This window comes from Actinomyces wuliandei, from assembly GCF_004010955.1.
GTDB classification, from domain to species: domain Bacteria; phylum Actinomycetota; class Actinomycetes; order Actinomycetales; family Actinomycetaceae; genus Actinomyces; species Actinomyces wuliandei.
The window spans coordinates 2,540,797-2,565,666 of sequence record NZ_CP025227.1; the positions used below are offsets into that span (position 1 = coordinate 2,540,797).

The following is a 24,870-nucleotide window of genomic DNA, read 5'->3' on the forward strand; positions in this document are numbered from 1 at the left end:
CACTATCCGCCCGGCCAGCATGCACAGCCGCAACTCACACGTTGAACCGGAACTCCACCACGTCGCCGTCGGCCATGACGTAGTCCTTGCCCTCCATGCGCACCCGCCCGCGGGCGCGGGCCTCGGCCACGGAGCCGTACTCGACCAGCTCGTCGTAGGAGACCACCTCGGCCTTGATGAAGCCCCGCTCGAAGTCGGTGTGGATGACGCCGGCCGCCTGGGGCGCGGTGGCCCCCTTGGGGATGGTCCAGGCGCGCGACTCCTTCTCCCCCGCCGTCAGGTAGGTCTGCAGCCCCAGGGTGTCAAACCCCACCCGCGCCAGCTTGTCCAGGCCTGACTCCTCCTGACCGCTCTCACGCAGCAGCTCCGCTGCCTCCTGCGGCTCCAGCTCGACAAGCTCGGCCTCGAACTGGGCGTCCAGGAACACCGCCTCCGCTGGCGCCACCAGCTCACGCAGCTCGGCCTGGCGCGCCTGGTCGCTCATGCCCTCGTCGTCCATGTTGAAGACGTAGATGAACGGCTTGGTGGTCATGAGCTGGAACCCGCGCAGCACGTCGCGGTCCAGCCCGGCCGCCTCCGCCCCGGCTGACAGCAGGGTGCCCTCCCCCAGGACCTCCAGGGCGGCCTTAGCGGTCTCCAGCACCACGGCCTCGGTCTTCTTGCCCCGCACCTCCTTCTCCAGGCGGGGCACCGCCTTCTCCAGGGTCTGGATGTCGGCCAGCACCAGCTCGGTGGCGATGGTCTCGATATCGCTGGCGGGGTTGACCTGCCCGTCCACGTGGACCACGTCCGAGTCAGTGAAGGCCCGGGTCACCAGGCAGATGGCGTCGGCCTCACGGATGTTGGCCAGGAACTGGTTGCCCAGGCCCTCCCCCTCGCTGGCTCCGCGCACGATCCCGGCAATATCGACAAAGGAGACGGTAGCGGGCACAACCCGCGCCGAGCCGAACATCTCGGCCAGCCGGTCCAGGCGCGGGTCCGGCAGGGGCACGACCCCGACGTTGGGCTCAATCGTCGCGAACGGGTAGTTCGCGGCCAGGACGGTCGCGCGGGTCAGGGCGTTGAACAGGGTGGACTTGCCCACGTTGGGCAGCCCGACGATTCCAATGGTGAGTGCCACGCCCCGGAGTCTAGGCCAGGCCCCACCCCGGAGCCACATGCCACCACCCCCACCACGTCTGCACATCTTCAGCTCGCCCCACGCCGCTCCACCCCGGTCTTTCCCTGATCCTTGGTCGATCTTGCCATCGCCACAGTGCCCAAGATGTGCAGCACAGGTCTTGCTGCACATCTTCAGCTCGGGCTGAGCCTGCCAGGCCGGAGTCTGATACTGGATTTCCGCGGTATTCCGCCACCACGCAGTGCGGCAACCTCGACCGGACCCTCACGTTGAGGACTGAAGATGTGCAGCACAGAACAGGAATGAATTCATGTCGGCCTCCCGTGGTGCACTGTGCCCATGACTGTCTCCGTCGGGCTCCTCGTACCCCTCCTGCTCCTGGTATCCGCCACCAGCCTTGCCCTGGGCTACACGCTGGCCGTGGCCCGCATCTCCGTCCGTCGCTCCCAGCACAACCCTAGGCAGGACTCCCAGCACGAGGAGACCGCCCGCCTCCAGGCGGAGGCAGCATCGTGGCGCGCCCGCGCCGAGGAGCTGTCCACCCGTGCCAGCCTGGCGGAGGAGCGTGCGGAGCGGGACGGGGCGGTGCTGCGCGCCCTGGCCCCGGTCCGCAGCCAGCTGGAGCAGGTCGGCGCCCGCGTGGAGTCCCTGGAGAGGCAGCGCGCCCAGCAGCACGCCACCCTGACCGAGCAGCTGCGGGAGACCGCACGCGCTGAGCGGGACCTGCAGCGCACCACGGCCTCCCTGGAGGGAGCGCTGCGCTCCCGCTCCGCACGAGGCATGTGGGGGGAGGTCGAGCTGGCACGTATCCTGGAGGCCTCCGGAATGATGCGCCACGTGGACTTTGCCGAGCAGCGCACCGTGGGCTCGCTGGTCCAGCAGCGCTCAGGCAGGCTGTCCAGCGCCGACGGCGCCTCATCCCCACCGGCACCTTCCCGCCCCGAAGGCGCGACGTCCTCCCGGCCCGACGTCGTCATCCACCTGCCGGGCGAGGGGTACCTGGCCCTGGACGCCAAGGTACCCATGGACTCCTACCTGGAGGCCACCTCTCTAGGAACAACCACCCAGCAGGACCAGGACCGCCGCGCCGAGCTGCTAGCCGCCCACGCCAGGGCACTGCGCTCCCACGTCGACCAGCTCGCCTCCCGCCGCTACGACCGCGCGCTGGGAAGCTCCCCCGAGGTCGTCGTCCTCTTTGTCCCGGCCGAGCCGGTCCTGGCCGCCGCCCTGGAGACAGACACCTCCCTCATGGAGCACGCCCTAGGGCGCGGCGTGGTCCTGGCCTCCCCCGCCTCGCTGCTCGCCCTGCTGCGTACCTGCGCCACCGCGTGGGCACGCACCGCCGTCAACGACGACGCCCAGGACCTGCTGGAGCTGGGCCGCACCCTGTACGACCGGCTGAGCACGCTCGCCCACCACCTGGACGACCTGGGCCGCGCCCTGCGCCGCAGCGTCACTGCGTACAACAAGACCCTGGGCTCCCTGGAGAACCGGCTGCTGGTCACCGCTCGGACCCTGAACACCCTGGGAAACGACCTGCACTCACCAGCGTCGATCGGCTCCGATGACGCCCAGCTCCGCTCCCTGACCGCCACCGAGCTCTCGACAGCAGGTCGGCAGCAGAAACTGCAGGAAAGCCGTCCGCAAGAGGAAAACCGACGGCAAGACGAGATTCAACCGCAAGACGAGAACCAGCAGCAAGAAGGTGAGGGTGATTGGGGCGAGGGCGATTGAGTACAGCTTAGATAAGTACGGTGTTGCACGCGGAGCGGCCGGCAAGGCCCCAGCAGGTCAGACCGAGGAGACCGAGGGACAGCCCAGGCCGCCAGAGAAAGACAGCAGGTCCCCGAGGATCATGCCCTGGGGGACTGTCAGTGGGGAAGACGCGACCCTGGCGGAGGCCTGCACTGGCTCGCACGCTGGCTCCAGACACCAGCTCACCGCTCACCGGCCTCCGGCTCGACCCTGACCCCAGACACGTCCACCTGCTCCAGGGGCACCATACGGGACCCGGTCACCAGACGGTGGCCCAGCCAGACCAGGAAGAACACCGGCAGCCCGATGTAGGAAGACAGCACCCGCACCACCTCGCCCTGGAAGACCGCCTCATAGTTCTGCCCCAGGACCACTGCCACACACAGGGTGAAGGCCACGGCCGGCCCCAGGGGGAACAACGGCGCACGGTAGGGCAGGTCAGCCGGGTCGTGGCCCTGGAGCACGTAGGCGCGCCGGAACCGCAGGTGGCACACGGCGATCCCCAGCCAGACCATGAACCCGGACAGGGCGGACACGTTGAGCAGCCAGGTGTAGGCGGTGTCCTGCCCCACCACCGCAGTCAGGAATCCCGCACCCCCCACCGCAGCCGTCGCCCCCAGGGCACGCACCGGCACGCCCCGGCGGTTGACATAGGCGAACCAGGCGGGCGCCTGCCCCTGCAGGGCCATGGAGTGCAGCATCCGGGTGGAGGCGTACAGCCCGGAGTTGCCCGCGCTGAGCACCGCAGTCAGGATCACCGCGTTCATGACCGCCGCCGCCGCAGCGATCCCGGCACGGGCAAAGACCAGCGTGAACGGCGAGTAGGACACATCCTCGGTCCCGGTACGCAGCAGGTTTGGGTCGGTGTAGGCCACCAGGGTTCCCACCACTGCGATCGCCCCGATGTAGAACAGCATGATCCGCCAGAACACGGTGCGGATGGCGCGCGGCACGTCGCGACGCGGGTTGCGGGCCTCGCCGGCCGCCACCCCCACCAGCTCGGTGCCCTGGAAGGAGAAGCCGGCGATCATGAACACCGAGACCACGGCCAGCGCTCCCCCGTGGAAGGGCGCGTCCCCCACCGTCCAGTTGCTCAGCCCCTCGCTGTGGCCCCCGATGATCCCCACAATCATGGCCACACCAGCCACGAGGAACACGATGACCGTGACCACCTTGACGGCCGCCAGCCAGAACTCCCCCTCGCCGAAGGCCCGTGCCGACAACGCGTTGAGGCCGGTCAGCAGCGCCAGGAACAGCGCCGCCCACACCCAGGAGGGGACGTCGGGCAGCCAGTAGGCCATGACGATCCCCGCCGCGACCAGCTCGGCCGCCACCGTGATAGCCCAGTTGAACCAGTAGTTCCAACCCATCGTGAAACCGAAGGAGGGACTGACAAACCGTGTGGCGTAGGTCTGGAAGGAGCCCGCGACCGGCACGTGCGCCGCCATCTCCCCCAGGGACTGCATGAGCAGCAGCACCATGAGCCCTACAGCCGCGTAGGCCAGGACGGCACCTCCCGGCCCAGCCTGGGACACCGTGGCACCCGAGGCCACGAACAGCCCGGTGCCGATCGCCCCGCCGATGGCGATCATCTGCATGTGGCGGTTGGACAGGCTACGCCTGAGCCCACTGTCGTCGGGCACGGGGGCCTGGCCGGGAGAGCGCGTGCCTGCGGGAGCCTCGGCGGAAGGGGCTGCCACGGCGTCAGGTGTCTTGACAGCGGACTGGTGTGAGGCGGGCGCCGACGTCCCGGTGCGGTGCGACATCGCTCAGACAGTAGCACTTGCACCAGCGCGCCAGCGCCAGCAGCCGCAGGCCTCCAGGAGTGCCGGGAGCCGGGGGCAGCGGCCAGAACCAGTGGCACACAGACAGACGGACTGCCAGAAGTCCCGGGAACCCGGGAGCCCTCACGACCGGCAGGCCCACCGGTCAGGCACGCCCGACGGGCCGTCGGCTCAGCAGGTGTGGTCCGCCACCGGCTGACGGCGCGCGTGCAGGGGCTGCCCACCCGTCGCGCCCGCTGCAGCCTTGAGGTCGGCGCGGAGGTTCTTCGGCAGGGAGAAGGAGATCTTCTCTGTGGCGGTCCGTACCTCCTCCACGTCGGTGAAGCCGAGCTCGGCCAGACGGTCCACAACCTCACGCACCAGGATCTCCGGCACGGAGGCCCCTGAGGTCAGGCCCACGGTCTGGACCCCCTCCAGCCATGCCGGGTCGATCTCGGAGGCGTAGTCGACCCGGTGCGAGGCGGTGGCCCCCGCATCCAGGGCCACCTCTTTCAGACGCACAGAGTTGGAGGAGTTCCCCGAGCCCACGACGATCATGAGATCCACCCGGGGGGCGATCTCCTTGACCGCCGCCTGCCGGTTCTGGGTGGCGTAGCAGATATCGTCCCCGGGCGGGTCGGTCAGCGCGGGGAATCGCTCCCGCAGGAGGCGCACCGTCTCCATGGTCTCGTCCACGCTCAGGGTGGTCTGGCTGATCCACACGACCTTCTCCGGGTCACGGACGGTGACCTGGTCCACCTCGTGAGGACCGTTGACCACCTGGATGTGGTCAGGCGCCTCCCCCTGGGTCCCCTCAACCTCCTCATGGCCGGTGTGCCCCACCAGGATGATGTCATAGTCGTCCTTGGCGAAGCGCACCGCCTGCTTGTGCACCTTGGTCACCAGCGGGCAGGTCGCGTCAATGGTGTCCAGGTTTCGGGCCGCAGCCTGCTCGTGCACCGCCGGGGAGACGCCGTGGGCGGAGAAGACCACGCGCGCGCCCTCAGGCACCTCATCAGTCTCGGAGACGAACACCGCGCCCCGCCGCGACAGAGCCTCCACCACGTACTTGTTGTGGACGATCTCCTTGCGCACGTAGATGGGCGCGCCGTAGTGCTCCAGGGCCTGCTCGACGGCGTCAACAGCCCGGTCCACCCCGGCACAGTAGCCCCGGGGAGCAGCCAGCAGCACCTTCCTGTCCTGCTGCCCGGAGCCGGGCCGAGGCGTCTGAGCAGCCACAGCCGGGTCGTTCGTCCCACGTGTCACGGTCACGTCCCCACTGTGCCACAGGGCCACCCACAGGTGCAGTGACAGACGTGGCACAGTGACGGACGTGGCACAGTGGGGCACGTGACGTCTCACCCTCCTCACCCGCCGTCCAGCGGCCCCACCGCCTCAGGCCCCGCCTCGGCACCCACCCAGCCTCCCAGCCCCCCGGGCCAGGCAAGTTCCCCCGCCCCCTCCGCCCGGGCAGGCCTGGCCGGAGGTGCGCGCGAGCTGGCACCACGTGCCAACCTCACCACTGCGGACAACCCGTGGCCACTGCGGCTGCTGTCGTCCAAGATCGAGGAGTACGTCTCCCGCATGACCGAGGTGTGGGTGGAGGGCCAGGTGGTCCAGCTCTCCCGCCGCCCTGGAGCGCGGATGGTCTTCCTTACCCTGCGTGACACCGACGCCGACACCTCCATGCCGGTGGCGATCTACGCCCGCACCCTGGACGCCGCCCTGGCCCGCAGCGGCGCCCAGCTCACCGAGGGCGCACGCGTGGTGGTCCACGCCCGACCAGTCTTCTGGACCAGGCGCGGCTCGCTGCAGCTCCAGGCCGACGACGTCCGCCCCGTAGGAGTGGGCGACCTCCTGGCACGCATCGAGCAGCTGCGCCGCGTCCTGGCCGCCGAGGGCCTCTTCGACGCCGAGCGCAAGCAGCCTCTGCCGTTCCTGCCCCGCCGGGTGGGCCTGGTGTGCGGGAGAGCCGCCAAGGCCAAGGACGACGTCCTGGTCAACTCCCGGCTGCGCTGGCCCGGACTGCCCTTCGAGGTCCGTGAAGTCGCCGTCCAGGGCAGCCAGGCCGTGCCCGAGGTCACCCGGGCGCTGCGTGAGCTCGACGCCACGGAGGACGTCGACGTCATCGTCGTCGCCCGCGGTGGCGGGGCCGTCGAGGACCTGCTCCCCTTCTCCGACGAGGGCCTGGTTCGCGCCGCCGCCGCCTGCCGCACCCCGCTGGTCTCCGCGATCGGACACGAGACCGACTGCCCCCTGCTGGACCTCGTGGCCGACTACCGGGCCTCAACCCCCACCGACGCCGCCCGGCGGATCGTGCCCGACCTGTCCCAGGAGACCTCCGGCCTGGACTCGGCCCGCGAGCGCCTACGCTCCCTGATGACCGCGCGCCTGGACGCTGAGCAGGCCGCCCTGGACCAGCTGCGTGCCCGCCCGGTGCTGGCCGAGCCCACCTCGATCGTCAGCGGCCGCCTGGACGAGCTGGGCCAGGCCCGTGACCGGCTGCGCCGCGCGCTGAGCCACCACCTGTCCCTGGCGGCGGCGGACCTGCGGGCCGATCATGCCCGCCTGACCGCCCTGTCCCCCCAGGGCGTGCTGGACCGCGGCTACGCGATCCTGCGCACCCCGGGGGGCACGGTCATCACCGGCGCCGAGGACGTCAAGAAGGGCGACCTCATTGAGGGCGTCCTCGCGCGCGGCCGCATGGTGGCCCAGGTGGTGGGGTCCACCAGGCCGGACAGCGGCCCTGGGAGCACAGGGGGCAGCAATAAGGACGACTGAGCCGGCAGCGAGCCTGCCAGCGGGGCTGGTCGCTGGAGGAGGCGGGGCAGGAGCCGCGAGAGCCGTGTCAGCCACCCGTCGTGGCGTGCGACAATCAGGGCGTGAGCACTGAGCCGTCCTCCTCGTCATTCTCCCGGTCCCGGGGAGCCTCCGACCCGTCGCCGTGGCACGACCAGGCCGACCACCTGCCTGATGGCACGCCCAACGACCTGCCCGGTGACCTGCCCAGCGACTTACCCAGTGACGTCGCCTCCCTGACCTACGAGCAGGCCCGGGAGGAGCTGGTGGCCGTCGTCGGACGTCTTGAGGCGGGCTCGGTACCACTGGAGGACTCCCTGGCCCTGTGGGAGCGGGGCGAGGCCCTGGCCCAGCGGTGCCAGGCCTGGCTGGACCAGGCTCGCGCCCGGCTGGCCGCCGTGGACAACCGCGGGCGCAGCGCGCAGGGGGACGCCTCTGAGCCTCCGCAGTGACCAGCGGGCCCGGGTCCTGCCGCCAGCAGCACAGCCCGCCGTCCTGCCAGCCGCGCCCTCACCACCCGTCAGCCCGAACCGGACCAGCCAAGACACCCCGCCGGGAAGACGATGTCGCTAGGCTGTGCCTACCTGCCCGCCACGACGCACCATCGAACCCCCGGTCCAGCACGAAGGAGTCAGCATGACCGCCCCCGGCCGCCAAGGAACCGCCCTGTCCATCGGAGAGGCACTGGTCGACGTTGTTATCCACCCCGGGCAGAAGCCCGTGGACATCCCCGGAGGGTCTCCGGCCAACGTCGCCCTGGGGCTGGCCCGGCTGGGCCGTGACACCGAGCTGACCTGCTGGATCGGCACCGACGAGCGCGGTCAGGCGGTGCGCTCCCACCTGGAGGCCGCTGGCGTCCGCCTGAGCGCCGGGGCCGACGGCGCGGCCCGTACCTCCACGGCCCAGGCCACCATCGGGGAGGACCGGGCCGCCACCTACGTCTTTGACCTGGACTGGAACCCGCCCTACCCCGCACGCCCCGAGGGCGCTGAGCCCCCTGTCCTGGTCCACACCGGGTCGATTGCCGCCGTGCTGGAGCCGGGGCGCTCCACCGTGGAGCAGGTGCTGCGCGACTACCGTGCCACCTCCACCATCGCCTACGACCCCAACGCCCGCCCCCAGCTCATGGGCAGTCCCGAGCACGCCCGTGCGATCGTCGAGCGCATCGTCGCCCTCGCCGACCTGGTCAAGTGCTCTGACGAGGACATCGCCTGGTTCTACGGCCCCGACGCGGACACAGAGGAGGTGCTGCGTCGCTGGTTGGGCCTGGGGGCCGCCGTGGTCGTCGTGACCCGTGGCAAGAAGGGCGCGCTGGCGCTGACCGGCTCCGGCCTGCGCGTGGAGGTGCCTGCCGATCCTGACGTCGTCGTCGCTGACACCGTGGGGGCCGGCGACTCCTTCATGGGTGGCCTGGAGGACGCCCTGTGGAGCGAGGACCTGGTAGGCGCCGACCGCCGCGAGGCCCTGCGTGCCGTGGACGCGGCCGCGCTGGAGAGGATCGTGCGCCACGCCGCCCGCATCGCCGACATCACGGTCGCACGTCCCGGCGCCAACCCTCCCACCCGGGCCGAGCTGGGCTGAGAGGCCGCCCCCTCGGGGCCCGCAGTACCTGCCGAGTCATCCTGCTCACCCTGACCTGACAAGCCACCCTGTCGGCTGGGCGGGACCAGGAGGCAGGAGCAGGCACCCGTCCTGGCGCCCGGTCGTCCTGCGCCCCAGAGGCCGGACAGTGACAGGCGGTCCTGAGACCGGGGCACCTGGGAGCTAGGCGAAGAACTCCTCGTCCACCTCCAGGAGCCGGAGGGTCTCGTAGGGCCTGACACCGACGCTGTAACGCATCATCAGGCAGGCCAGGGCCTCCCCGTCAACCAGCAGGACACGGCTGGTGGCCCGCTGCGCGTGCGTCCACGCGTCCGCTGTCAGGCGCCCGGTGGTGACAAACATTCCCTGCACCAGTCCCCGTCGCTGGACCTCTCGGACAAAGGCCTGGACGACGGGACGGCCCGTCGGCATCCCCGTGGGCGCAAGGCGCTTGGCCTGCAGGTAGATGCGGCTCAGCCCGAGAGGGTCGTCGTCGATCACGGCCTCGACACCCCCGTCCTGAGTGAGCTCCAGCAGCGGCCTGCGCCCCTGCGCGCCGTACCCCATGGCCTCCAGGAGCGTCAGCACCGTCGCCCCGAAAGCCTCCAGGTCCTGGGCGTGAAGCCGCTGGAGCAGCTCGGCCGTCACCGTCTCCCGGAGACGTTCCAGCCCGTCGCCGATCTGGTGCACCGCGTCGACCGTGGTCGTGCGCCCACCAGGCTCCTCGACGACCAGGCGGACCCGCTCGTGCCTGCCCGCCGAGCGCCGCCTGGTCGCGGCGTAGCCGGCCAGCTCCTCCACCTCCGCCTGAGTAAGGCCGTCAGGAAACTCAGCCAGGATCTGGCGACCGGTCTCAGTGATGCGGTACTGGCCGCGCGAGGGCCGCTCGACGGCGTCGGCACGGGCCAGGTGGGCCACAGCCAGGGACACACGGTCGTCACTGGCACTGTGCCCCGACAGGGCCGACGCAGGCCCAAGGTGATGTGCCGGGCCGTGGCCGGTCAGGACCTGCTGCAGGACCCTCAGCTGCTGCACCCTGCCGTCATTGAGCAGGCGCAGGAGCGGAACCAGGAGCTGCTCCCACGAGGGCTGGGCGGCCCGCTGCGCCGTGTCGGCCGTCCCAGCCTGGTGCGCACGCGTCCCGTCGTCCTCGGGCAGGGCTGCGATGACCATGGCCAGAGTCTAAGGGTGCCCGGCAGCACTGGCGGGCAAGGCCGACGGACTTGCGGCACGGGCACGGCCCGCTGCGGCAGCCCTGTCACGGTATCGCCGTCACGGTATCGCCGTCACGACGGCGCCGGGACCCGGAGCAGCCCTGCGCGCTCCCGCCTCACCTCCCCAGGCGACGCTCCCGCCCGGTGTAGTCACGCAGGGCGCGCAGGAAGTCGATGCGACGGAAGGCGGGCCAGTTGACGTCGCAGAAGTAGAACTCGGAGTGCACCGACTGCCACAGCATGAAGCCCGACAGCCGCTGCTCCCCGGAGGTGCGGATAAGCAGGTCAGGGTCGGGCAGGCCTCTGGTGTAGAGGTGGGCAGTGATGTCCTCCTCGCTCAGCGAGGAGGCCACGTCCTCCAGGCTGGCCCCCTCCTGGGCCCGCTCCCGCAGCAGGTTCCGCACAGCGTCAGCGATCTCCTGACGCCCCCCGTAGCCGACGGCGATGTTGACCTGGACTCGCCCGCCCTCCCGGGCGTCACCGTCCTGAGGATCAGCGCCCACCGCCTCCTGCAGACGTAGCGCCACGGACTCCGGAAGCAGCTCGACGGCCCCCACCAGGCGCAGCGTCCACCGCCCGGTGGCGGCAAGCTCTCGCACAGCCTGGACGATAATGTCCAGAAGAGGGTGGAGCTCAGCCGGGTCACGGGAGAGGTTGTCCGTAGACAGCAGCCACAGGGTCACGACCCGCACCCCTGCCTGCTCCGCCCAGCCGAGGAGCTCCTGGATCTTGTCCGCCCCGCGCTTGTGCCCGTGAGCGGCGCCAACACCCATGGACTTTGCCCACCGACGGTTGCCGTCGAGGATGACACCCACGTGGTGCGGGACCCGGGTCGGGTCAACCCGCGCGGCCAGACGGCGCTCGTAGAGGTTGTAGACGATGCTGTCGCCTGCCATGCCGCTCCTTACCTCGTGGGTGTCCTGGGCACTTCCCGGCAGCCCCCGCATCTACCCCAGGGAGGCCCTGGGGCACCCCAACCCGGGTGCGGAACCTGACGGGTGCTGCCCAGGTCCAACGGTAGCGTGGACCCGCCTTCTCGCGCCCCGTCACGGTCCGTGCAGTGGCAGCACAACCGTCGGGAGCACGTGTCAGGCACCTCACCGCCCCCCTCGCAGCAGCACCGGAAACCTACGCTAACGTAACCTACGTGCCCGTAGCCTGCACCTGTCGGCACGGACACGCCAGTCGCGCCCTGCGCCCAGAAGATCCAGGAGGACGCCTATGGTCGGCTCCGCAGCAAGGCCACCTCGTCGCCGACCCCTCGTGGCGGAGACACGCGGCGCCGTCGACGCCACCGCCTCGCTGCTTGTCACGGTCAAGCCCCGTCTCCGTGGCTGGATCCACGCTGCCACCGCTCCCCTCGCCCTGGTCGCCTGTACCGCGCTGACAGTCCTCGCCCCAGGAGCGGCACTGACCTGGGCCTGCGCCGTCTACCTCACCTGCTCCCTGCTGCTGTTCACCAACTCTGGCATCTACCACATCGGCAACGGCCACTGGTCACGACGCGTCACCGCGGTCCTGCGCCGTATCGACCACGCCAACATCTACCTGCTGATCGCCGGGACCTACACCCCCTTGTCCGTGGCGCTCCTCCCCCCGTCGACCGCAGCCCTGGTCCTGGGCATCGTCTGGGTCGGTGCCGCCGTCGGGACAGCCACGAACCTGCTGTGGATGAGCGCTCCCCGGTGGTTCACCACTGCTCTCTACCTGGCCCTGGGGTGGGTTGCGATCTGGTTCCTGCCACAGTTCTGGAGCGCTGGAGGCCCGGCGGTCGTGTGGCTGCTCACGGCAGGAGGGACGACCTACACGGTGGGCGCCGTGGTGTACGCGCGCAAGAGGCCCGACCCCTTCCCCCGGTGGTTCGGGTTCCACGAGATCTTCCACGCCTGCACCGTGGCGGCCTGGGCCTGCCACTACACTGCCTGCCTCCTGGCCGTGCTCTGACCCGGACACGACCACATCAAGCGGGGATGTACCGCTGGTCTCACTTTCCTCGTTCGCGCAGGTCACGGCAGGAATGTCGGAGCCACCTGGCCACTGCGCACCCTTGTCTCCCAGAGATCTCCCAGTTTACGGCGTAGACTCGCCCGTTAAGCCCGCTTGGTCCCCGCCCAGCACGACCGAGCGTCGCCCTCGTGCCCGTGCTGCCGCCAGCGGGAGCGTGATGCCACCACCCGACCACTTCAGGAGGACGTATGTCTGAGCAGACGCAGGGTACCTGGCTCACCCAGGAGGCTTTTGACCGACTGGCCGCCGAGCTGGAGCACCGCAGGACCACCGAGCGCAAGGAGATCGCCCAGCGGGTCGAGGCCGCCCGCCAGGAGGGCGACCTTCGGGAGAACGCCGGGTACCACGCTGCCCGGGAGGAGGCGGGCCTCAACGAGGCCCGTATCATCCAGCTGGAGGAGACCCTGGACAACGCCCAGATCGGACAGGCCGCCGACGACGGCACCGTCTCCGCCGGCACCATCGTCTCGGCGAGGATCGCCGGCAAGGACCAGGTCTTCGCCCTGGGAGGCCAGGAGATCACCGCCGACGTCCCCGACGGCGTCAAGGTGTTCTCGCCAGACGCCCCGCTGGGGCAGGCTCTGATGGGGCACCGCGCTGGTGACACCGTCTCCTACGAGGCGCCCAACGGTCGCACGATCTCCGCGGAGATCCTCGACGTCCAGAGGGTGTGAGCATCCGGGGCCGTGCCTGCCCGGACAGGCACCTGGGACCGTCACGGCAACGGCTGGACACCGCAGCCAGTCGTGCGCCCGGGGCTACAGCCGGTGGTCCGGCGTAGGCGCTCCTCCAACGTGCAGACAGTCGTGTACCGGGGACTAGACTGTGCCCATGACCCTGGACCCAGCCCGCCTTTCCCGAAGCACCACGCTTCCCGGCCGCGAGAACCCGGTACTACCCGATCCTGGTAGCCACGTGGTCCTCGGTACCCCGCTAGACGGCCCTTGGCCCCAGGGGGCTCAGGTCCTCTACCTGGCTGGTGGCTGCTTCTGGGGCGTCGAGCGCTTCCTGTGGCAGCAGGAGGGCGTGGTCTCCACCGCCGTGGGCTACATGGGCGGAACGACGCCCAACGCCACCTACCAGGAAGTGTGCACCGGTGCCACCGGGCACGCTGAGACAGTCCGGGTCGTCTACGACCCCGCCGTCTGCGGCGAGGGCGGCCAGTCCCTGCTCAAGGTCTTCTGGGAGAACCACGACTCCACCCGGCTCAACCGCCACGGTAACGACGTCGGCACCCAGTACCGCTCTGCGGTGTGGACCACGACCGCCGCCCAGCACGCCACAGCCCTGGCACTGAGGCAGGCCTTCCAGGGGGAGCTGGCCCGGCTGGGGCAGGGCCGGTGCGTCACGACCATCGACGCCGCTGAGCAGCTGTACGCGGACTTCGGCGGGCCGTTCTACCTGGCGGAGGACTACCACCAAGGCTACCTGCACAAGAACCCGGGCGGATACTGTAACCACGGCCCGCACGGCGTGACCTGCCCGGTGGGGGTCGCCGACCTGCCCGCCCAGGTAGACGTGCTCCCACCACAGGCTGTCTAGAGCCGCCTAGCGGGTACCTTCCGGCGCGCCGCCACGCTCCCAGGCAACAGAAACGTCATAGGACAACACGGTGCCAGGTTGTCCTATGACGTTTCTGTTGTGTGAGCCGACCCGCGCACCCAACCCAGACGACTAGGCCAGCTCCAGACCCCGGTAGCGGCTGACGACAGCCGCGACATCCACCATCCGGGGACGCACCAGAAATGCTGGGCGGTCCCAGGGTCCCTGGGCAAAGGCGTCCAGGCTCTCGTCGTCCAGCAGCGCGTCCAGGTCCCGCAGGCACTCGTCCAGCGAGGACTCCCCGTCAAACCGCTGCTCCAGCAGTGCCCGCAGAGCGTACGCCAGCGCCTCAGCCTGCCCCGGGTCCACGACACCAGCCACGTCGGAGACATCGACCTCCTCGCGGTCCAGGACTACAGCCCGGGTGCCCAGCGCCCGCGTGCGCGAGGGCCCTCGCCTGGTCCGCGGTGGGGCGGGACGCGGGACGCGCGCCGTCGGAGTGGGGAAGTCCTCCAGGGCAGTCAGGGCACGCGGCTGGCCAGCCGCTACCTGCCGCGCCTGGTCGGTGGCGTCACGCAGGTGGTAGGAGTCCATGAGCAGGACTCGGTCGGCCACGTCCAGGTAGTCCCCGGAGCCGCCCATGACCATGACCGTGGATACCCCGCGTGAGCGGGCCAGCGCCCCGATGCGGTCCACCAGGGGCGTGATGGGCTCGCGCTCGTCGGCGACAAGCCGACGCATGCGGGAGTCTCGGATCAGCAGGTTGGTGGCGGAGGTGTCCTCGTCCAGCAGCAGGACGCTCGCCCCGGCCTCAACCGCCTCGACGATGGAGGCCGCCTGGGAGGTGGAGCCTGAGGCGTTGCGCGTGGTAAAGGAGACAGTGTCGCGCCCACCAGGCAGGTGGGAGATGAACGGGCTGAGGTCCACCCCGGTCACCGCGCGGCCGTCGGCGGCACGGACCTTGACAGCCTCAGGAAGAGTAGCCACAAGCTCACGTCCGTCCCCGGGCACGTGCGGGTAGACGCCACGCTCCACCGCCCCCAGGAGGGTGGACTTGCCGTGGTATCCACCGCCGACGACCAGGGTCACCCCGGCCCCGACAACGGTTCCGCGCACTGTCCCGGCGTGCGGCAGCTCGACCGTGGCAGCCAGGGAGTCCGGGGCAACCAGGGCAACGCCCTCAGTCAGGGGCTCATCGCTGACCCCGGAGCGACGCGGCAGGACGGAACCGTCGGCCAAGAAAGCCACCCAACCCTGCTGCCGCACGACCTCCGTCAGAGCGCGGTGGTCCTCCAGAGCGGCGACGTGGGCAAGCAGGCGCTGCGCTCTCTCCCCGCTCAGGTCCAGGGCCGTCTCCAGCTCGCGCACCAGGTCACGTTCCACGATCCGGGAGGCGGCGTGCCCCTGAATGGAGCGGCCCTGCGCCGGCAGGGCGATGCGGGCGCGCACCTCGACAGTCCACCCGGCAGCCGAGGCAGCGGGCTCGTCACCCCGCGCCGGCCCTGCAGCCTCAACCTCAGCCCCGGAGTCAGACTCAGAGCCCCTGCGCAGGACGACGCTAGAGCGTTCCAGGATCTCCTGCCCAGGGGCCGCGATCGACAGGTCTGTACCGCGAAAGCATGCGTGCAGCTCCCGGGTAAGGAAGTCACTCACAGCCAGGCGCCGGTCGGCAGTGGCCAGCAGCCTCTCATCCTCAAGCAGGGTCAGCTCAGGCAGGTCCGCTGGCACGTCCACGTGGATCCGCGTGGGCGGGGCGAAAGGATCGGGCTGGACCTTGTCTACGTGGAGAACCCACCCCCCGGGCGCCTCGTAGCGCCCCACAACCGCCTTGTAGGCGGCGTAGGAGCGGCCGTCCAGAGCGCGGAGGTGGCCCACGAGATCAGCCAGAAGACCGTCACGCGGCTCGTCACGGTCGCGGCGGTTACTCTGCCAGTCACTCCCGTAGTCGCGGCGGCCACGGTAGCCGCCGTGACCACGCCCGTCCCGGCGCTCGTACCGACGACTGTCACGGTGCCCCTGACGGGAACGGCCTCCGTCCCTGTACTCACTTCTGCCACCTGGGCGGGGCCTGCTTCTGTGCCCGTCGCGCTCGCTCATACCCGCACCTTAACCTGCGTCCCAGGCCCACGGCCGAGAGGACACTATGGCTACTTGCTGCACATCTTCAGGCTGTCTCCCAAACACAGACAGCCAACAGCGTGGTGGTCCTGCGCGGGTGCTGAGCCTTCAACACGCCGAGGCGGAGGTGAAGATGTGCAGCGCACCCCATGCTGCACATCTTCGGCCTGGTCTACGGCCTCCCACTGGTGCCGACCACCGTCCTTCCGCCGCCTTTCCACACCTGTGTCGCACCTGTACGCTGGTGCCCACTGTGAAGATGTGCAGCAGGCTCAGGCCGAGGTGCCGAAGGCCCGGTGGACGGCATCGGTAAGACGGTCCAGAAGGACTGAGCGCAGGCGCCACCGGTACCAGGTCAGCTCGCGCACCACCGGGACCAGCCCCGGAACAGCCACCAGACCGGGGTTGCGTGCCGCCTGGGACCGAGTCAGGAGTCCCCAGCCCATGCCTGCCAGGAGCGCCTGGGTGTAGGCCTCCGCCCCGGGCACGTTCGGCCCGGGAAGGCCCAGCGGCAGCCCCGATGCCTCCAGCACCAGGTCCTCCAGGTCGTCGACCGCGTCGAAGCGCAGGACAGGAAGCCGGGACAGGCGTGCCCGCTCCCTCTCCCCACCCGGTGCGCCACGGTCTCCGTCCCCCTCCAGACCTACCCCTTCCAGGAGAGCGGGCACGGCTACCGGAAGGTAGGACACCTCGCCCAGGGGCTCGCTGCGACACCCCGCCACGGGTCCGGACCCAGCCGAGACAGCCGCCATGACACCACCGTCCCGCAGGAGCTCAGCGGTGCGTCCCTCGTGAGCAGCCACCAGGCGCAGCCGCACGTCGGACCACCGGGCAGCCTCAGTGAAGACCGCCGGAAACCACGTCGCCAGCGAGTCCTCGTTGACAGCCACAGGCAGCTCGACGGGTCCTTCTCCCTGCCCTCCCGGGTCCCCCGCCTCAGCCTCCAGCCCCAGCTCTGTGGTCATCTCCCCGGCCAGAAGCTGTTGCTGGCGCGCGTAGCGCAGGACTGTCGCACCCGTCTCAGTGACCGTCGACGGCGCACCTCGACGTAGGAGTACCCGACCCAGCCCAGACTCCAGCGCCCGAATGCGCTGGGACACCGCCGAGGTGGACACTCCCAGGCAACTCGCCGCACGGTCGAAGGAACCGGTGTCCGCCACGGCTACGAGGGCCGCCATCTGGTCCGGGTGCATGAAGACGTTCTTCACGATATGAAGACTATCGCGCTTGGCTTCACTCCGTCGAGACTCTAGCGTCGTTCCCATGGATCTCATCTCCCCCGCCCTCACCGGCTTCGGTACCGGTCTGGGCCTCATCGTCGCCATCGGCGCCCAGAACGCCTGGATCCTGCGCCAGGGCGTGCGCCGTGAGCACATCGGCCTGGTTATCACGATCTGCACCGCATCCGACGTGGTCCTCATCCTCGTCGGCACCGGCGCGGTGAACGCGGTGTCCTCCATAGCTTCCTGGGTGCTGGAGGTGCTGCGCTGGGGCGGGGTGGTCTACCTGCTGGGCTTCGCTCTCACCTCCTTCCGCTCCGCCCTCAGACCCTCCAGCCTGGAAGCCGACACCACCAGGCCCGCCACCTCGGTCGCGGTGACGACGCTGACGCTGACCTGGCTCAATCCTCACGTCTACCTGGACACCGTCCTCATGATGGGCTCGGTGACCAACCAGTTCGGCCCAGCCCGGTGGGTAGCCGCCGCAGGCGGGATCGCGGCCTCTGCGGTGTGGTTCACTGGGCTAGGACTAGGTGCGCGCGCCTTGTCTCGGCCCCTGACCCGGCCCGCGACCTGGCGGGTGCTGGACGTCCTCGTGGGGGTTGTCATGGTCACGGTGGCTGTGCATCTGGTCGCCGCAGGGTAGGGGACACCCCACCCGAGCCCGGGCACGGCAGGCGTGCAGGTACCTATTGGTCCGGTTGGGTGAGCCATACCGATTGGGACCCGCCAGAGAGCCTGCGACGCACAACGCTGCGGCTCGTTCCTACCCGACTTCACTAAAAAGAATTGTCTCAGTTGGAGAGCCTTGTGAGACCGACCGGTGACCAGCCGCCCCTCCCGCTCCAGGATAATCAGCCGCATTCCCAGGGCTTGAGAGAATTTTCGTTATCAGGCCGTCATATGCTCCAGGTGAGCCGTGCTGACACCCCGCACGGTGATATCTCGACCCGGCAGAAATCAGGCACTAACGTCAGACCCTGTTAGGCAGCACGCACAGATGTGCTCACGTCCTTGAGGAAGAATCAGGAGCATCAACCATGGCCAGCAACAACGTGATTGCCGTGACCTTCTCGGAGGAGTCAAAGGCCTACCAGGCGTTCAGTGAACTGCGTCAGGCCTCTGAGCAGGAAAGGATAGGCCTGGCAGGGGCAGCCGTCATCGAGCGCACCACGGACGGGCAGCTGCGCATCCGGGACCGCAGGGACAACAACGCCGACTACGGGGTCGCCACCGGAAGCCTAGTCGGGATGCTGATCGGTGTCCTGGGCGGGCCACTGGGAATGCTGCTGGGCTGGGGTGCGGGGGCGCTGATCGGCAGCTCGGTCGACATCAGGCGGGCGGACCGCGGCGCGGAGGTCCTCGCGGAGTTCTCCCACGCTGTTCCCCCGGGCCAGACTGCGCTCCTGGCCGAGGTCACCGAGTTTGCCACCGAGGTCGTGGACTCCGTCATGACGCCCCTGGGCGGTACTGTGCACCGCCGTTCCGTCGATGAGGTCCTCACCGAGCTGGAGTCCGCGCACGCGGCAGCCGAGGCAGCCCAGGCAGAGGCCCGCCGGGTGATGCGCGAGGAGAAGCGCACTGAGCGCAAGGAGAAGATCGAGGAGAGGATCAACGCGCTCAGGTCCCGGCTCCGCATCGGAAGCTAGCATCCAGGCGGCACCGCACCCGGTCGGGCCTCACAAGGTGCTGTCCCCGGCACAACCTCGCCCCGGGGACAGCACCCTCAGACTCACCGCAGGGCGGCCAGTGCCTCGCTACGGGCGACGACTGCCTGCACCATGGCGGGAACCTCACCGTCGTGGTAGGCGGCCGGGGCGAAGGCCCCATCGGCGACGTCGGTGTTGAGGGAGAGGTAGACCTGCGGGCTGGCGACCGCCCCGCCGAACCCGGTGACGATCTGCTTGAGATGCTCCACGGCACGGATGCCGTTGGAGTAGGAGTAGCCCACCAGCCCCACTCCCTTGTTCGCCAGGGCCTTCGGTTCCAGGTAGTCAATAGCGTTCTTCAGGGCACCCGGGATGGAGTAGTTGTACTCTGGGGCCACGAACACCACCGCGTCAAAGACCTGCAGCGCCTGGTTGAAGGCAGCACCAGCCTCGTTCGTGGGGGCACCCACCATCGGGGGGAGCTCCTCGGCAAAGAACGGGAGGTCGTATGCGGCGATGTCAACCAGCTCGGCCTCAACCCCCTCCACGGTACTGGCCTGGTCCACGACCCACTGGGCAATGGAGGTACCGATCCGGTTAGGGCGGACAGAGCCGACAACGACGGCGACACGCGTCATAGTGTTCTCCTTGGCAGGACAGAAAATGAGAAAGGACGGCGAGCACTCAGGCCTTCCTGGCGCTCGCCCACCGGGATACTTGGTCCATGAATCACCTTAGGACCTGATACCCGGACCCGCCAGAGCCTGTTCAATGACACCCACCACAGTCACCCGTCTCGCCCTGTACGGACTCCGCACAGTCCCGCAACCAGCCCGGGACCGGCCGGGCAGCCGCCTCAGCGCCCCAGGAAGAAACGGGCCGCAGGGTCAGCAGTCTCCTCGTTGTAGGTGTATCCCAGACGGTCCATGTGCTCGGTCAGCGCGGCGTCATCAGGACCGGCGGCAAAGGCGCACAGGATGCGCCCGTAGTCAGCACCGTCGGTACGGTAGTGGAACAGGGTGATGTTCCAGCGCGTCCCCAGGATCTCCAGGAAGTGCAGCAGGGCCCCGGGGGACTCCGGGAACAGGAAGGAGAAGAGCCTCTCCGACACCCCCACCGCCGCGCGCCCCCCGATCATGGAGCGTACGTGGACCTTGGCCAGCTCGTCCTCTGTCAGGTCGATGGCGCTGTAGCCTGCCTCCTCCAGGTCCGCCATGATCTCGGCGCGCTCCTGGTAGCCCCCGGTAGTACGCACGCCCACGAAGACCCGGGCGGGCTCGGCCTCGGTTCGACTGGCTGAGAACCGGTAGTTGAACTCGGTGACGGAGCGCCCTCCCAGCACGGTGGCAAACCGGAGGAAGGACCCCTGCTCCTCAGGGATCCTCACCCCGAGGATCGCCTCCCGCTGCTCGCCGATCTCGGAGCGCTCCGAGATGTAGCGCAGCTGGTGGAAGTTGAGGTTGGCCCCCGACAGGACGCAGGCCAGGCGCTGACCGCGCAGGTCGTGGTCGGAGGCGTAGCGCTTGAGGCCTGCCAGGGCGATGGCCCCGGAGGGCTCGGAGATGGCCCGCACGTCCTCAAAGATGTCGCGCACCGCCGCCGAGACCTCGTCGGAGGAGACAGTCACCACATCATCGAGCAGCTCGGAGCACAGCCGGTAGGTCTCCTCCCCGACACGTCTCACAGCCACGCCCTCGGCAAACAGTCCCACCCGGGTCAGGGTCACCGGCTGGCCGGCCAGGACGGCGGCGCGCAGGCAGGCCGACTCCTCGTGCTCGACACCGATGACCTTGATCTCCGGCATGAGCTGCTTGACCAGGACGGCGACCCCCGACGCCAGGCCTCCTCCACCCACAGGCACGAAGACACAGTCCAGGTCGGCGTCCTGCTGGATGAGCTCCAGGCCCACCGTGCCCTGCCCCGCGATCACCCGGGGGTCGTCAAAGGGGGCGACGTAGGTCAGGCCCTCCTCCCGGGCCGTCCGCAGCGCCTCAGCCTTGGCGGCGTCAAAGTTGTCCCCCGCCAGGCGGACCTCCCCTCCTAGCGAGCGCACGGCATCAACCTTGATCCTGGGCGTCACCGTGGGCATGACAATGAGCGCCCGCATCCCCAGCAGGGTCGCTGAGCGGGCCACTCCTTGGGCGTGGTTGCCAGCTGAGGCGGTTACCACGCCCCTCAAGCGCTCCTGCTCCCCCAAGGACCTCATGGCGTTGTAGGCACCACGGATCTTGAAGGAGTGGACGGCCTGGAGGTCCTCCCGCTTGACCTGGACCGTGCAGCCCAGACGGGAGGACAGAGCCTCCATGGACTGGAGGGGAGTGTGCTCGGCCGCCTCGTAGACCGGAGCACGCAGGATCTCCTTGAGGTACTCCGACCTGGTCCAGCCGGTGGGGCCAGCAGCACTCGTCGCAGCGGCCCTGGCGGCAGGTTCCACCGCAGCAGGGTCCGTCACGGCCGAGCCCGCAGCACCTCGAGACCCGCCGCCCTGGTCGCGCCCGAGGGCGCCGTCAGCCTGTGGGAAACTCACTCAATCCACCTTAGACGATCAGGGCACAAGGACGGAAACGCGACTCTGCACCAGGGGCGCACACCCACCTGCGGGACCCCCGCGGTCCTCAGCCAGGGAAACCGCGATGTTATGAAATCGACCACACCGCCACCTCGTCGCCGACCGGAGCTTTCCCAGGTCCTCACAACAAGAAACCCGAGTCCAGCCACCCAGCCAGGAGAGGCCAGAATGCCGGAATGACGCCAAAACGACAGACAGTCGAGACTGATCACGCTAGGCTGGAGGCCGTCGTGAGCAAGTTGTCGACGGCTCACCACCTCCGCCATGATGCCGTATAAATTGTGCTGACGTCGCCGGGCGGAGTCATCATCAACGGAAGGGGACCGTGTGAGCGCACTCAGCGCAGAACACGTGTACAAGGTATTCGGACGGTCATCGAGACAGGCGGTTGAGGAGCTCCAGGCCGGGAGCAGCCGTGAGGACGTCGCCCGCCTGGGGACGGCGGCAGTCATTGACGCCAGCTTTGACGTGCGCCAGGGAGAGACCTTCGTGGTCATGGGCCTGTCAGGATCGGGCAAGTCGACCCTGCTGCGCATGCTCAACGGCCTGCTGCCCCTGACCTCGGGGCACATCACCATTGGCGGCCAGGACCTGGCGGACCTGTCGGAGAAGGACCTGCGCACTGTGCGCAGGGAGAAGATCTCCATGGTCTTCCAGCACTTCGCCCTTCTGCCGCACCGCAGCGTGCTGGCCAACGCAGCCTACCCCCTGGAGATTCAGGGCGTGGACAGGCAGGAGCGCGAGGAGAAGGCGCTGCGCGCCCTGGAGCTGACCGGGCTCAAGGGCTGGGAGACCTCCATGCCTTCTGCCCTGTCCGGCGGCATGCAGCAGCGGGTGGGGCTGGCCCGGGCGCTGACCGCCGACACGGACATCCTGCTCATGGACGAAGCCTTCTCCGCGCTGGACCCCCTCATCAGGCGTGACATGCAGGTCCAGCTCCTCGACCTCCAGGCGAGCCTGGGCAAGACGATCGTCTTCATCACCCACGACCTCAACGAGGCCATGTTCCTGGGCGACCGGATCGCCGTCATGCGTGACGGGCGGATCGACCAGATCGGCACCGCCGAGGAGATCCTCTCCGACCCCGCCAACAGCTACGTCGCCCGGTTCGTCTCCGACGTCGACCGCTCCCGCGTGCTCACGGCGGAGTCCCTGGTGGAGAGCCCGCCAGTGGTCATCCGGCCTGGCGACGGCCTCAAGGTGGCGCTGCGGCTGCTCAACGACGCCAAGGTGGAGGGCGCCTACGTAGTGGAGTCCGGCACCAGGCGCCTGCTCGGCTCCGTCTACGCCGAGGAGCTGGCCACCAGCCTGCGGGAGGGGACGGCCCCCAGGGAGACGTCCAGGAAGGTGGCCGACGGATTCATCCACCCCGACGACTCAGCAGTGCAACCAGGGACAACGCTCAACGAGATGTTCGCCGCCTCCGTCGAGGCTCGTCTACCGCTGGCCGTCACCAACGAGGACGGCATCTTCCAAGGGATCGTACGGCGCGTCGCCATGCTCCAGGCCCTGGCGGGAGGCAGCGAGACCGACGCCGGGCCCGACAGCCCTAAGGAGGTCACCGGGAGCACCCCCGAGAGCACCGCGGACGACCGGGACGAGCCGCAGAAGGACGGAGAGTACGCACGATGAGCTCCAGCCCCTACTTCCGGATCCCCGTCGGCGACTGGGCCGACGCAGCGGTCGACTGGGTCACCACAGCCTGGGAGGCGTTCTTTGACGGTGTCTCCGCACTCATCCAGAGCTGCTTCGACGGCGTCGACTGGCTCCTGGGTGCGCCCCCGTTCTGGCTGGTCATCATCGTCCTGACGGCGCTCGCCTGGGTGGCCCGTGGGTGGCTGGGCGGCCTCAGCGCCGCCGCAGGCTTCCTGGTCATCTACGGCATGGACCAGTGGGACAACGCCATGGACACCCTCTCCCTGGTGCTCGTGTCCTCCTTCTTCGCTCTCGTCATCGGGATCCCCCTGGGAATCTGGGCCTCCCGGAACACAGTCGTGTCCCGCGCCGTCCGCCCCGTGCTGGACTTCCTCCAGACGATGCCCGCCTTCGTCTATCTCATCCCCTTCGTCGTCATCTTCCGCGTGGGGATTGTCCCGGCAGTGGTGGCCACCATCATGTTCGCCATCGCCCCCGGCGTGCGCTTCACCGAGCTGGGCATCCGTCAGGTGGACAAGGAGGTCGTCGAGGCCGGCCAGGCCTTCGGTGCCACCCCCACCCGCATCCTCTACCAGATCCAGCTGCCACTGGCCCGGGCGACGATTATGGGCGGGGTCAACCAAGTCATCATGCTCTCCCTGTCCATGGTCGTTATCGCGGGCATGGTGGGCGCCGGCGGCCTGGGCTCCGACGTCGTCACCGCCTTGCAGCGGGTCAACGTGGGCCTGGGGGTCGAGGCCGGCCTGTCCGTCGTGCTCCTGGCCGTCTACCTGGACCGGGTGACCGCCGCCTTCGGCTCCCGCAGCTGGGGCTCCCGCTGAGGCCTGCCTCTGCCTGCCGCACCTGCTGCGCCACTCGCCAGCCACTGCCCTCACCGTCCCTGAACTGAAAGGAATCACCATGGGCAACCGCCCGAGCAACCATCTGACCCCACCCGGCATCTCCCGCCGCCACGCCCTGGCCGTCGGCAGCAGCGTGCTGGCCGCCACCGGCCTGGCCGCTTGTGGATCCTCCGGTGGCTCCTCCGACGGCTCCTCCAGCAAGTCACTAACCATCGGCGTGCCCGCGGGCTGGGACGAGGGCATCGCCATCTCTAACCTGTTCAAGGTCATCCTCACCGACGAGGGCTACGACGTCACCCTGTCTGACGCCGACGTCGGCGTCGCCTACAGCAGCCTGGCCAACGGCGACTACGACCTCATGCTCGACGCCTGGCTGCCCACCACCCACGAGTCCTACATGGACCAGTACGGTGACAAGGTCGAGGACTTCGGCGCCTGGTACACCAACGCCAAGCTCGCCCTGGCGGTCAACGACTCCGCCCCCATCACCTCTATCGCCGAGCTGGCCAACTCCGCCTCCGACTTTGACAACAGGATCGTGGGAATCGACGCGGGTGCGGGTATCACCACCCAGACCGAGGAGTCGGTCATCCCCACCTACGGCCTGGACACGATGGAGTTCACCACCTCCTCCACCTCAGCCATGCTGGCCGAGCTCAAGGGCGCCATGAGCAAGGGCGACAATATCGTCGTCACCCTGTGGAGCCCGCACTGGGCCTACAGCGCCTACGAGATCCGCGACCTGGAGGATCCCGAGAACGCCTTCGGCGACGCCGAGCAGATCCACGCGCTGGGGCGCCAGGGCCTGTCCGACGACATGCCTGAGATCGCCACCCTGTTCACGGACTTCACGATCACCGACGAGCAGCTCAGCTCCCTGGAGGATCTCATGCTCAACGAGAACGAGGGCACGGACAACGAGGGGTCAGCCCGCACCTGGTTGGAGGACAACTCCGACTTCCGCGACTCGCTGAGCATCTGAGCGCAGCGCAGCAGACCAGCCGTGCCCGTCCCGGACCAGTCCCTTGCGTGGTC

At 69.2% G+C, this 24,870-nt stretch carries 21 protein-coding genes; 12 read left to right on the top strand and 9 right to left on the bottom strand.

Features of this window, described 5'->3' with window-relative positions:
- Nucleotides 1–34: 34 nt before the first annotated feature.
- Nucleotides 35–1,120, bottom strand: a complete 1,086-nt coding sequence (gene ychF / locus CWS50_RS10595) for a redox-regulated ATPase YchF (RefSeq protein ID WP_127842759.1) — start codon at nucleotides 1,118–1,120, stop codon at nucleotides 35–37.
- Between the two features lie 339 nt (nucleotides 1,121–1,459).
- On the opposite strand from ychF, the gene CWS50_RS10600 reads away from it, so the two are divergent.
- Nucleotides 1,460–2,854, top strand: coding sequence for a DNA recombination protein RmuC (locus CWS50_RS10600; protein WP_127842760.1), 1,395 nt, complete (start codon nucleotides 1,460–1,462; stop codon nucleotides 2,852–2,854).
- A 203-nt stretch (nucleotides 2,855–3,057) separates the two neighbouring features.
- Here the strand turns inward: CWS50_RS10600 and CWS50_RS10605 are convergent, their stop codons facing one another.
- Nucleotides 3,058–4,473, bottom strand: coding sequence for an amino acid permease (locus CWS50_RS10605; protein WP_371855181.1), 1,416 nt, complete (start codon nucleotides 4,471–4,473; stop codon nucleotides 3,058–3,060).
- Nucleotides 4,474–4,830: 357 nt separating this feature from the next.
- A complete protein-coding gene (locus CWS50_RS10610) occupies nucleotides 4,831–5,877 on the bottom strand; it encodes a 4-hydroxy-3-methylbut-2-enyl diphosphate reductase (protein WP_127843416.1) in 1,047 nt (348 codons plus the stop codon).
- Between the two features lie 102 nt (nucleotides 5,878–5,979).
- Between CWS50_RS10610 and xseA the strand changes: the two genes are divergently transcribed.
- From xseA to CWS50_RS10625, 3 genes are all read left to right on the top strand, one after another.
- The gene (gene xseA / locus CWS50_RS10615; protein WP_127842762.1) at nucleotides 5,980–7,419 is read left to right on the top strand and encodes an exodeoxyribonuclease VII large subunit; all 1,440 of its coding nucleotides are present in this window, start codon (nucleotides 5,980–5,982) and stop codon (nucleotides 7,417–7,419) included.
- Nucleotides 7,420–7,520: 101 nt separating this feature from the next.
- Complete coding sequence (locus CWS50_RS10620) at nucleotides 7,521–7,889, top strand: exodeoxyribonuclease VII small subunit (protein ID WP_423243483.1); 369 nt, start codon at nucleotides 7,521–7,523, stop codon at nucleotides 7,887–7,889.
- A gap of 184 nt (nucleotides 7,890–8,073) precedes the next feature.
- Nucleotides 8,074–9,018 carry a carbohydrate kinase family protein gene (locus CWS50_RS10625; RefSeq protein WP_127842763.1) on the top strand — a complete coding sequence of 315 codons (945 nt, stop codon included), beginning with the start codon at nucleotides 8,074–8,076 and terminating at the stop codon, nucleotides 9,016–9,018.
- 183 nt (nucleotides 9,019–9,201) lie between these two features.
- On the opposite strand, the gene CWS50_RS13860 is transcribed toward CWS50_RS10625, so the two are convergent.
- Both CWS50_RS13860 and CWS50_RS10635 read right to left on the bottom strand, forming a co-directional pair.
- Nucleotides 9,202–10,191 (bottom strand): restriction endonuclease, encoded by a 990-nt coding sequence (locus CWS50_RS13860; protein ID WP_127842764.1) that lies wholly within the window; start codon nucleotides 10,189–10,191, stop codon nucleotides 9,202–9,204.
- 157 nt (nucleotides 10,192–10,348) lie between these two features.
- Entirely contained in the window at nucleotides 10,349–11,128 is a 780-nt protein-coding gene (locus CWS50_RS10635) for an isoprenyl transferase (RefSeq protein WP_127842765.1), read from the bottom strand.
- Nucleotides 11,129–11,453: 325 nt separating this feature from the next.
- On the opposite strand from CWS50_RS10635, the gene trhA reads away from it, so the two are divergent.
- From trhA to msrA, 3 genes are all read left to right on the top strand, one after another.
- On the top strand, nucleotides 11,454–12,176 hold the full coding sequence (gene trhA / locus CWS50_RS10640; RefSeq protein ID WP_127842766.1) for a PAQR family membrane homeostasis protein TrhA: 723 nt from the start codon (nucleotides 11,454–11,456) through the stop codon (nucleotides 12,174–12,176).
- A gap of 251 nt (nucleotides 12,177–12,427) precedes the next feature.
- Nucleotides 12,428–12,913 carry a GreA/GreB family elongation factor gene (locus tag CWS50_RS10645; RefSeq protein WP_127842767.1) on the top strand — a complete coding sequence of 162 codons (486 nt, stop codon included), beginning with the start codon at nucleotides 12,428–12,430 and terminating at the stop codon, nucleotides 12,911–12,913.
- Nucleotides 12,914–13,070: 157 nt separating this feature from the next.
- Nucleotides 13,071–13,781 (top strand): peptide-methionine (S)-S-oxide reductase MsrA, encoded by a 711-nt coding sequence (gene msrA / locus CWS50_RS10650; protein ID WP_127842768.1) that lies wholly within the window; start codon nucleotides 13,071–13,073, stop codon nucleotides 13,779–13,781.
- A gap of 132 nt (nucleotides 13,782–13,913) precedes the next feature.
- Here msrA and CWS50_RS10655 read toward each other — a convergent pair whose 3' ends face one another.
- Complete coding sequence (locus tag CWS50_RS10655; RefSeq protein ID WP_206610411.1) at nucleotides 13,914–15,878, bottom strand: ABC-ATPase domain-containing protein; 1,965 nt, start codon at nucleotides 15,876–15,878, stop codon at nucleotides 13,914–13,916.
- 293 nt (nucleotides 15,879–16,171) lie between these two features.
- Nucleotides 16,172–17,107, bottom strand: coding sequence for an ArgP/LysG family DNA-binding transcriptional regulator (locus tag CWS50_RS10660; protein ID WP_243118303.1), 936 nt, complete (start codon nucleotides 17,105–17,107; stop codon nucleotides 16,172–16,174).
- 55 nt (nucleotides 17,108–17,162) lie between these two features.
- Between CWS50_RS10660 and CWS50_RS10665 the strand changes: the two genes are divergently transcribed.
- Both CWS50_RS10665 and CWS50_RS10670 read left to right on the top strand, forming a co-directional pair.
- Nucleotides 17,163–17,765, top strand: coding sequence for a LysE/ArgO family amino acid transporter (locus tag CWS50_RS10665; RefSeq protein ID WP_127842769.1), 603 nt, complete (start codon nucleotides 17,163–17,165; stop codon nucleotides 17,763–17,765).
- 394 nt (nucleotides 17,766–18,159) lie between these two features.
- Entirely contained in the window at nucleotides 18,160–18,768 is a 609-nt protein-coding gene (locus CWS50_RS10670; protein ID WP_127842770.1) for a DUF1269 domain-containing protein, read from the top strand.
- An 83-nt stretch (nucleotides 18,769–18,851) separates the two neighbouring features.
- Here CWS50_RS10670 and CWS50_RS10675 read toward each other — a convergent pair whose 3' ends face one another.
- Complete coding sequence (locus CWS50_RS10675) at nucleotides 18,852–19,406, bottom strand: NADPH-dependent FMN reductase (protein WP_127842771.1); 555 nt, start codon at nucleotides 19,404–19,406, stop codon at nucleotides 18,852–18,854.
- Nucleotides 19,407–19,624: 218 nt separating this feature from the next.
- On the bottom strand, nucleotides 19,625–21,295 hold the full coding sequence (gene ilvA / locus CWS50_RS10680; protein WP_371855173.1) for a threonine ammonia-lyase, biosynthetic: 1,671 nt from the start codon (nucleotides 21,293–21,295) through the stop codon (nucleotides 19,625–19,627).
- A 369-nt stretch (nucleotides 21,296–21,664) separates the two neighbouring features.
- Here ilvA and CWS50_RS10685 point away from each other — a divergent pair, with 369 nt between their 5' ends.
- The 3 genes from CWS50_RS10685 (at nucleotide 21,665) to CWS50_RS10695 (ending at nucleotide 24,817) form a co-directional block, all read left to right on the top strand.
- The gene (locus tag CWS50_RS10685; protein ID WP_127842772.1) at nucleotides 21,665–22,969 is read left to right on the top strand and encodes a quaternary amine ABC transporter ATP-binding protein; all 1,305 of its coding nucleotides are present in this window, start codon (nucleotides 21,665–21,667) and stop codon (nucleotides 22,967–22,969) included.
- Nucleotides 22,966–23,814 (top strand): ABC transporter permease, encoded by an 849-nt coding sequence (locus CWS50_RS10690; protein ID WP_127842773.1) that lies wholly within the window; start codon nucleotides 22,966–22,968, stop codon nucleotides 23,812–23,814. The genes CWS50_RS10685 and CWS50_RS10690 overlap by 4 nt, the downstream gene beginning before the upstream one ends.
- Before the next feature lie 79 nt (nucleotides 23,815–23,893).
- Complete coding sequence (locus CWS50_RS10695) at nucleotides 23,894–24,817, top strand: glycine betaine ABC transporter substrate-binding protein (protein ID WP_127842774.1); 924 nt, start codon at nucleotides 23,894–23,896, stop codon at nucleotides 24,815–24,817.
- The last annotated feature ends 53 nt before the right edge of the window (nucleotides 24,818–24,870 follow it).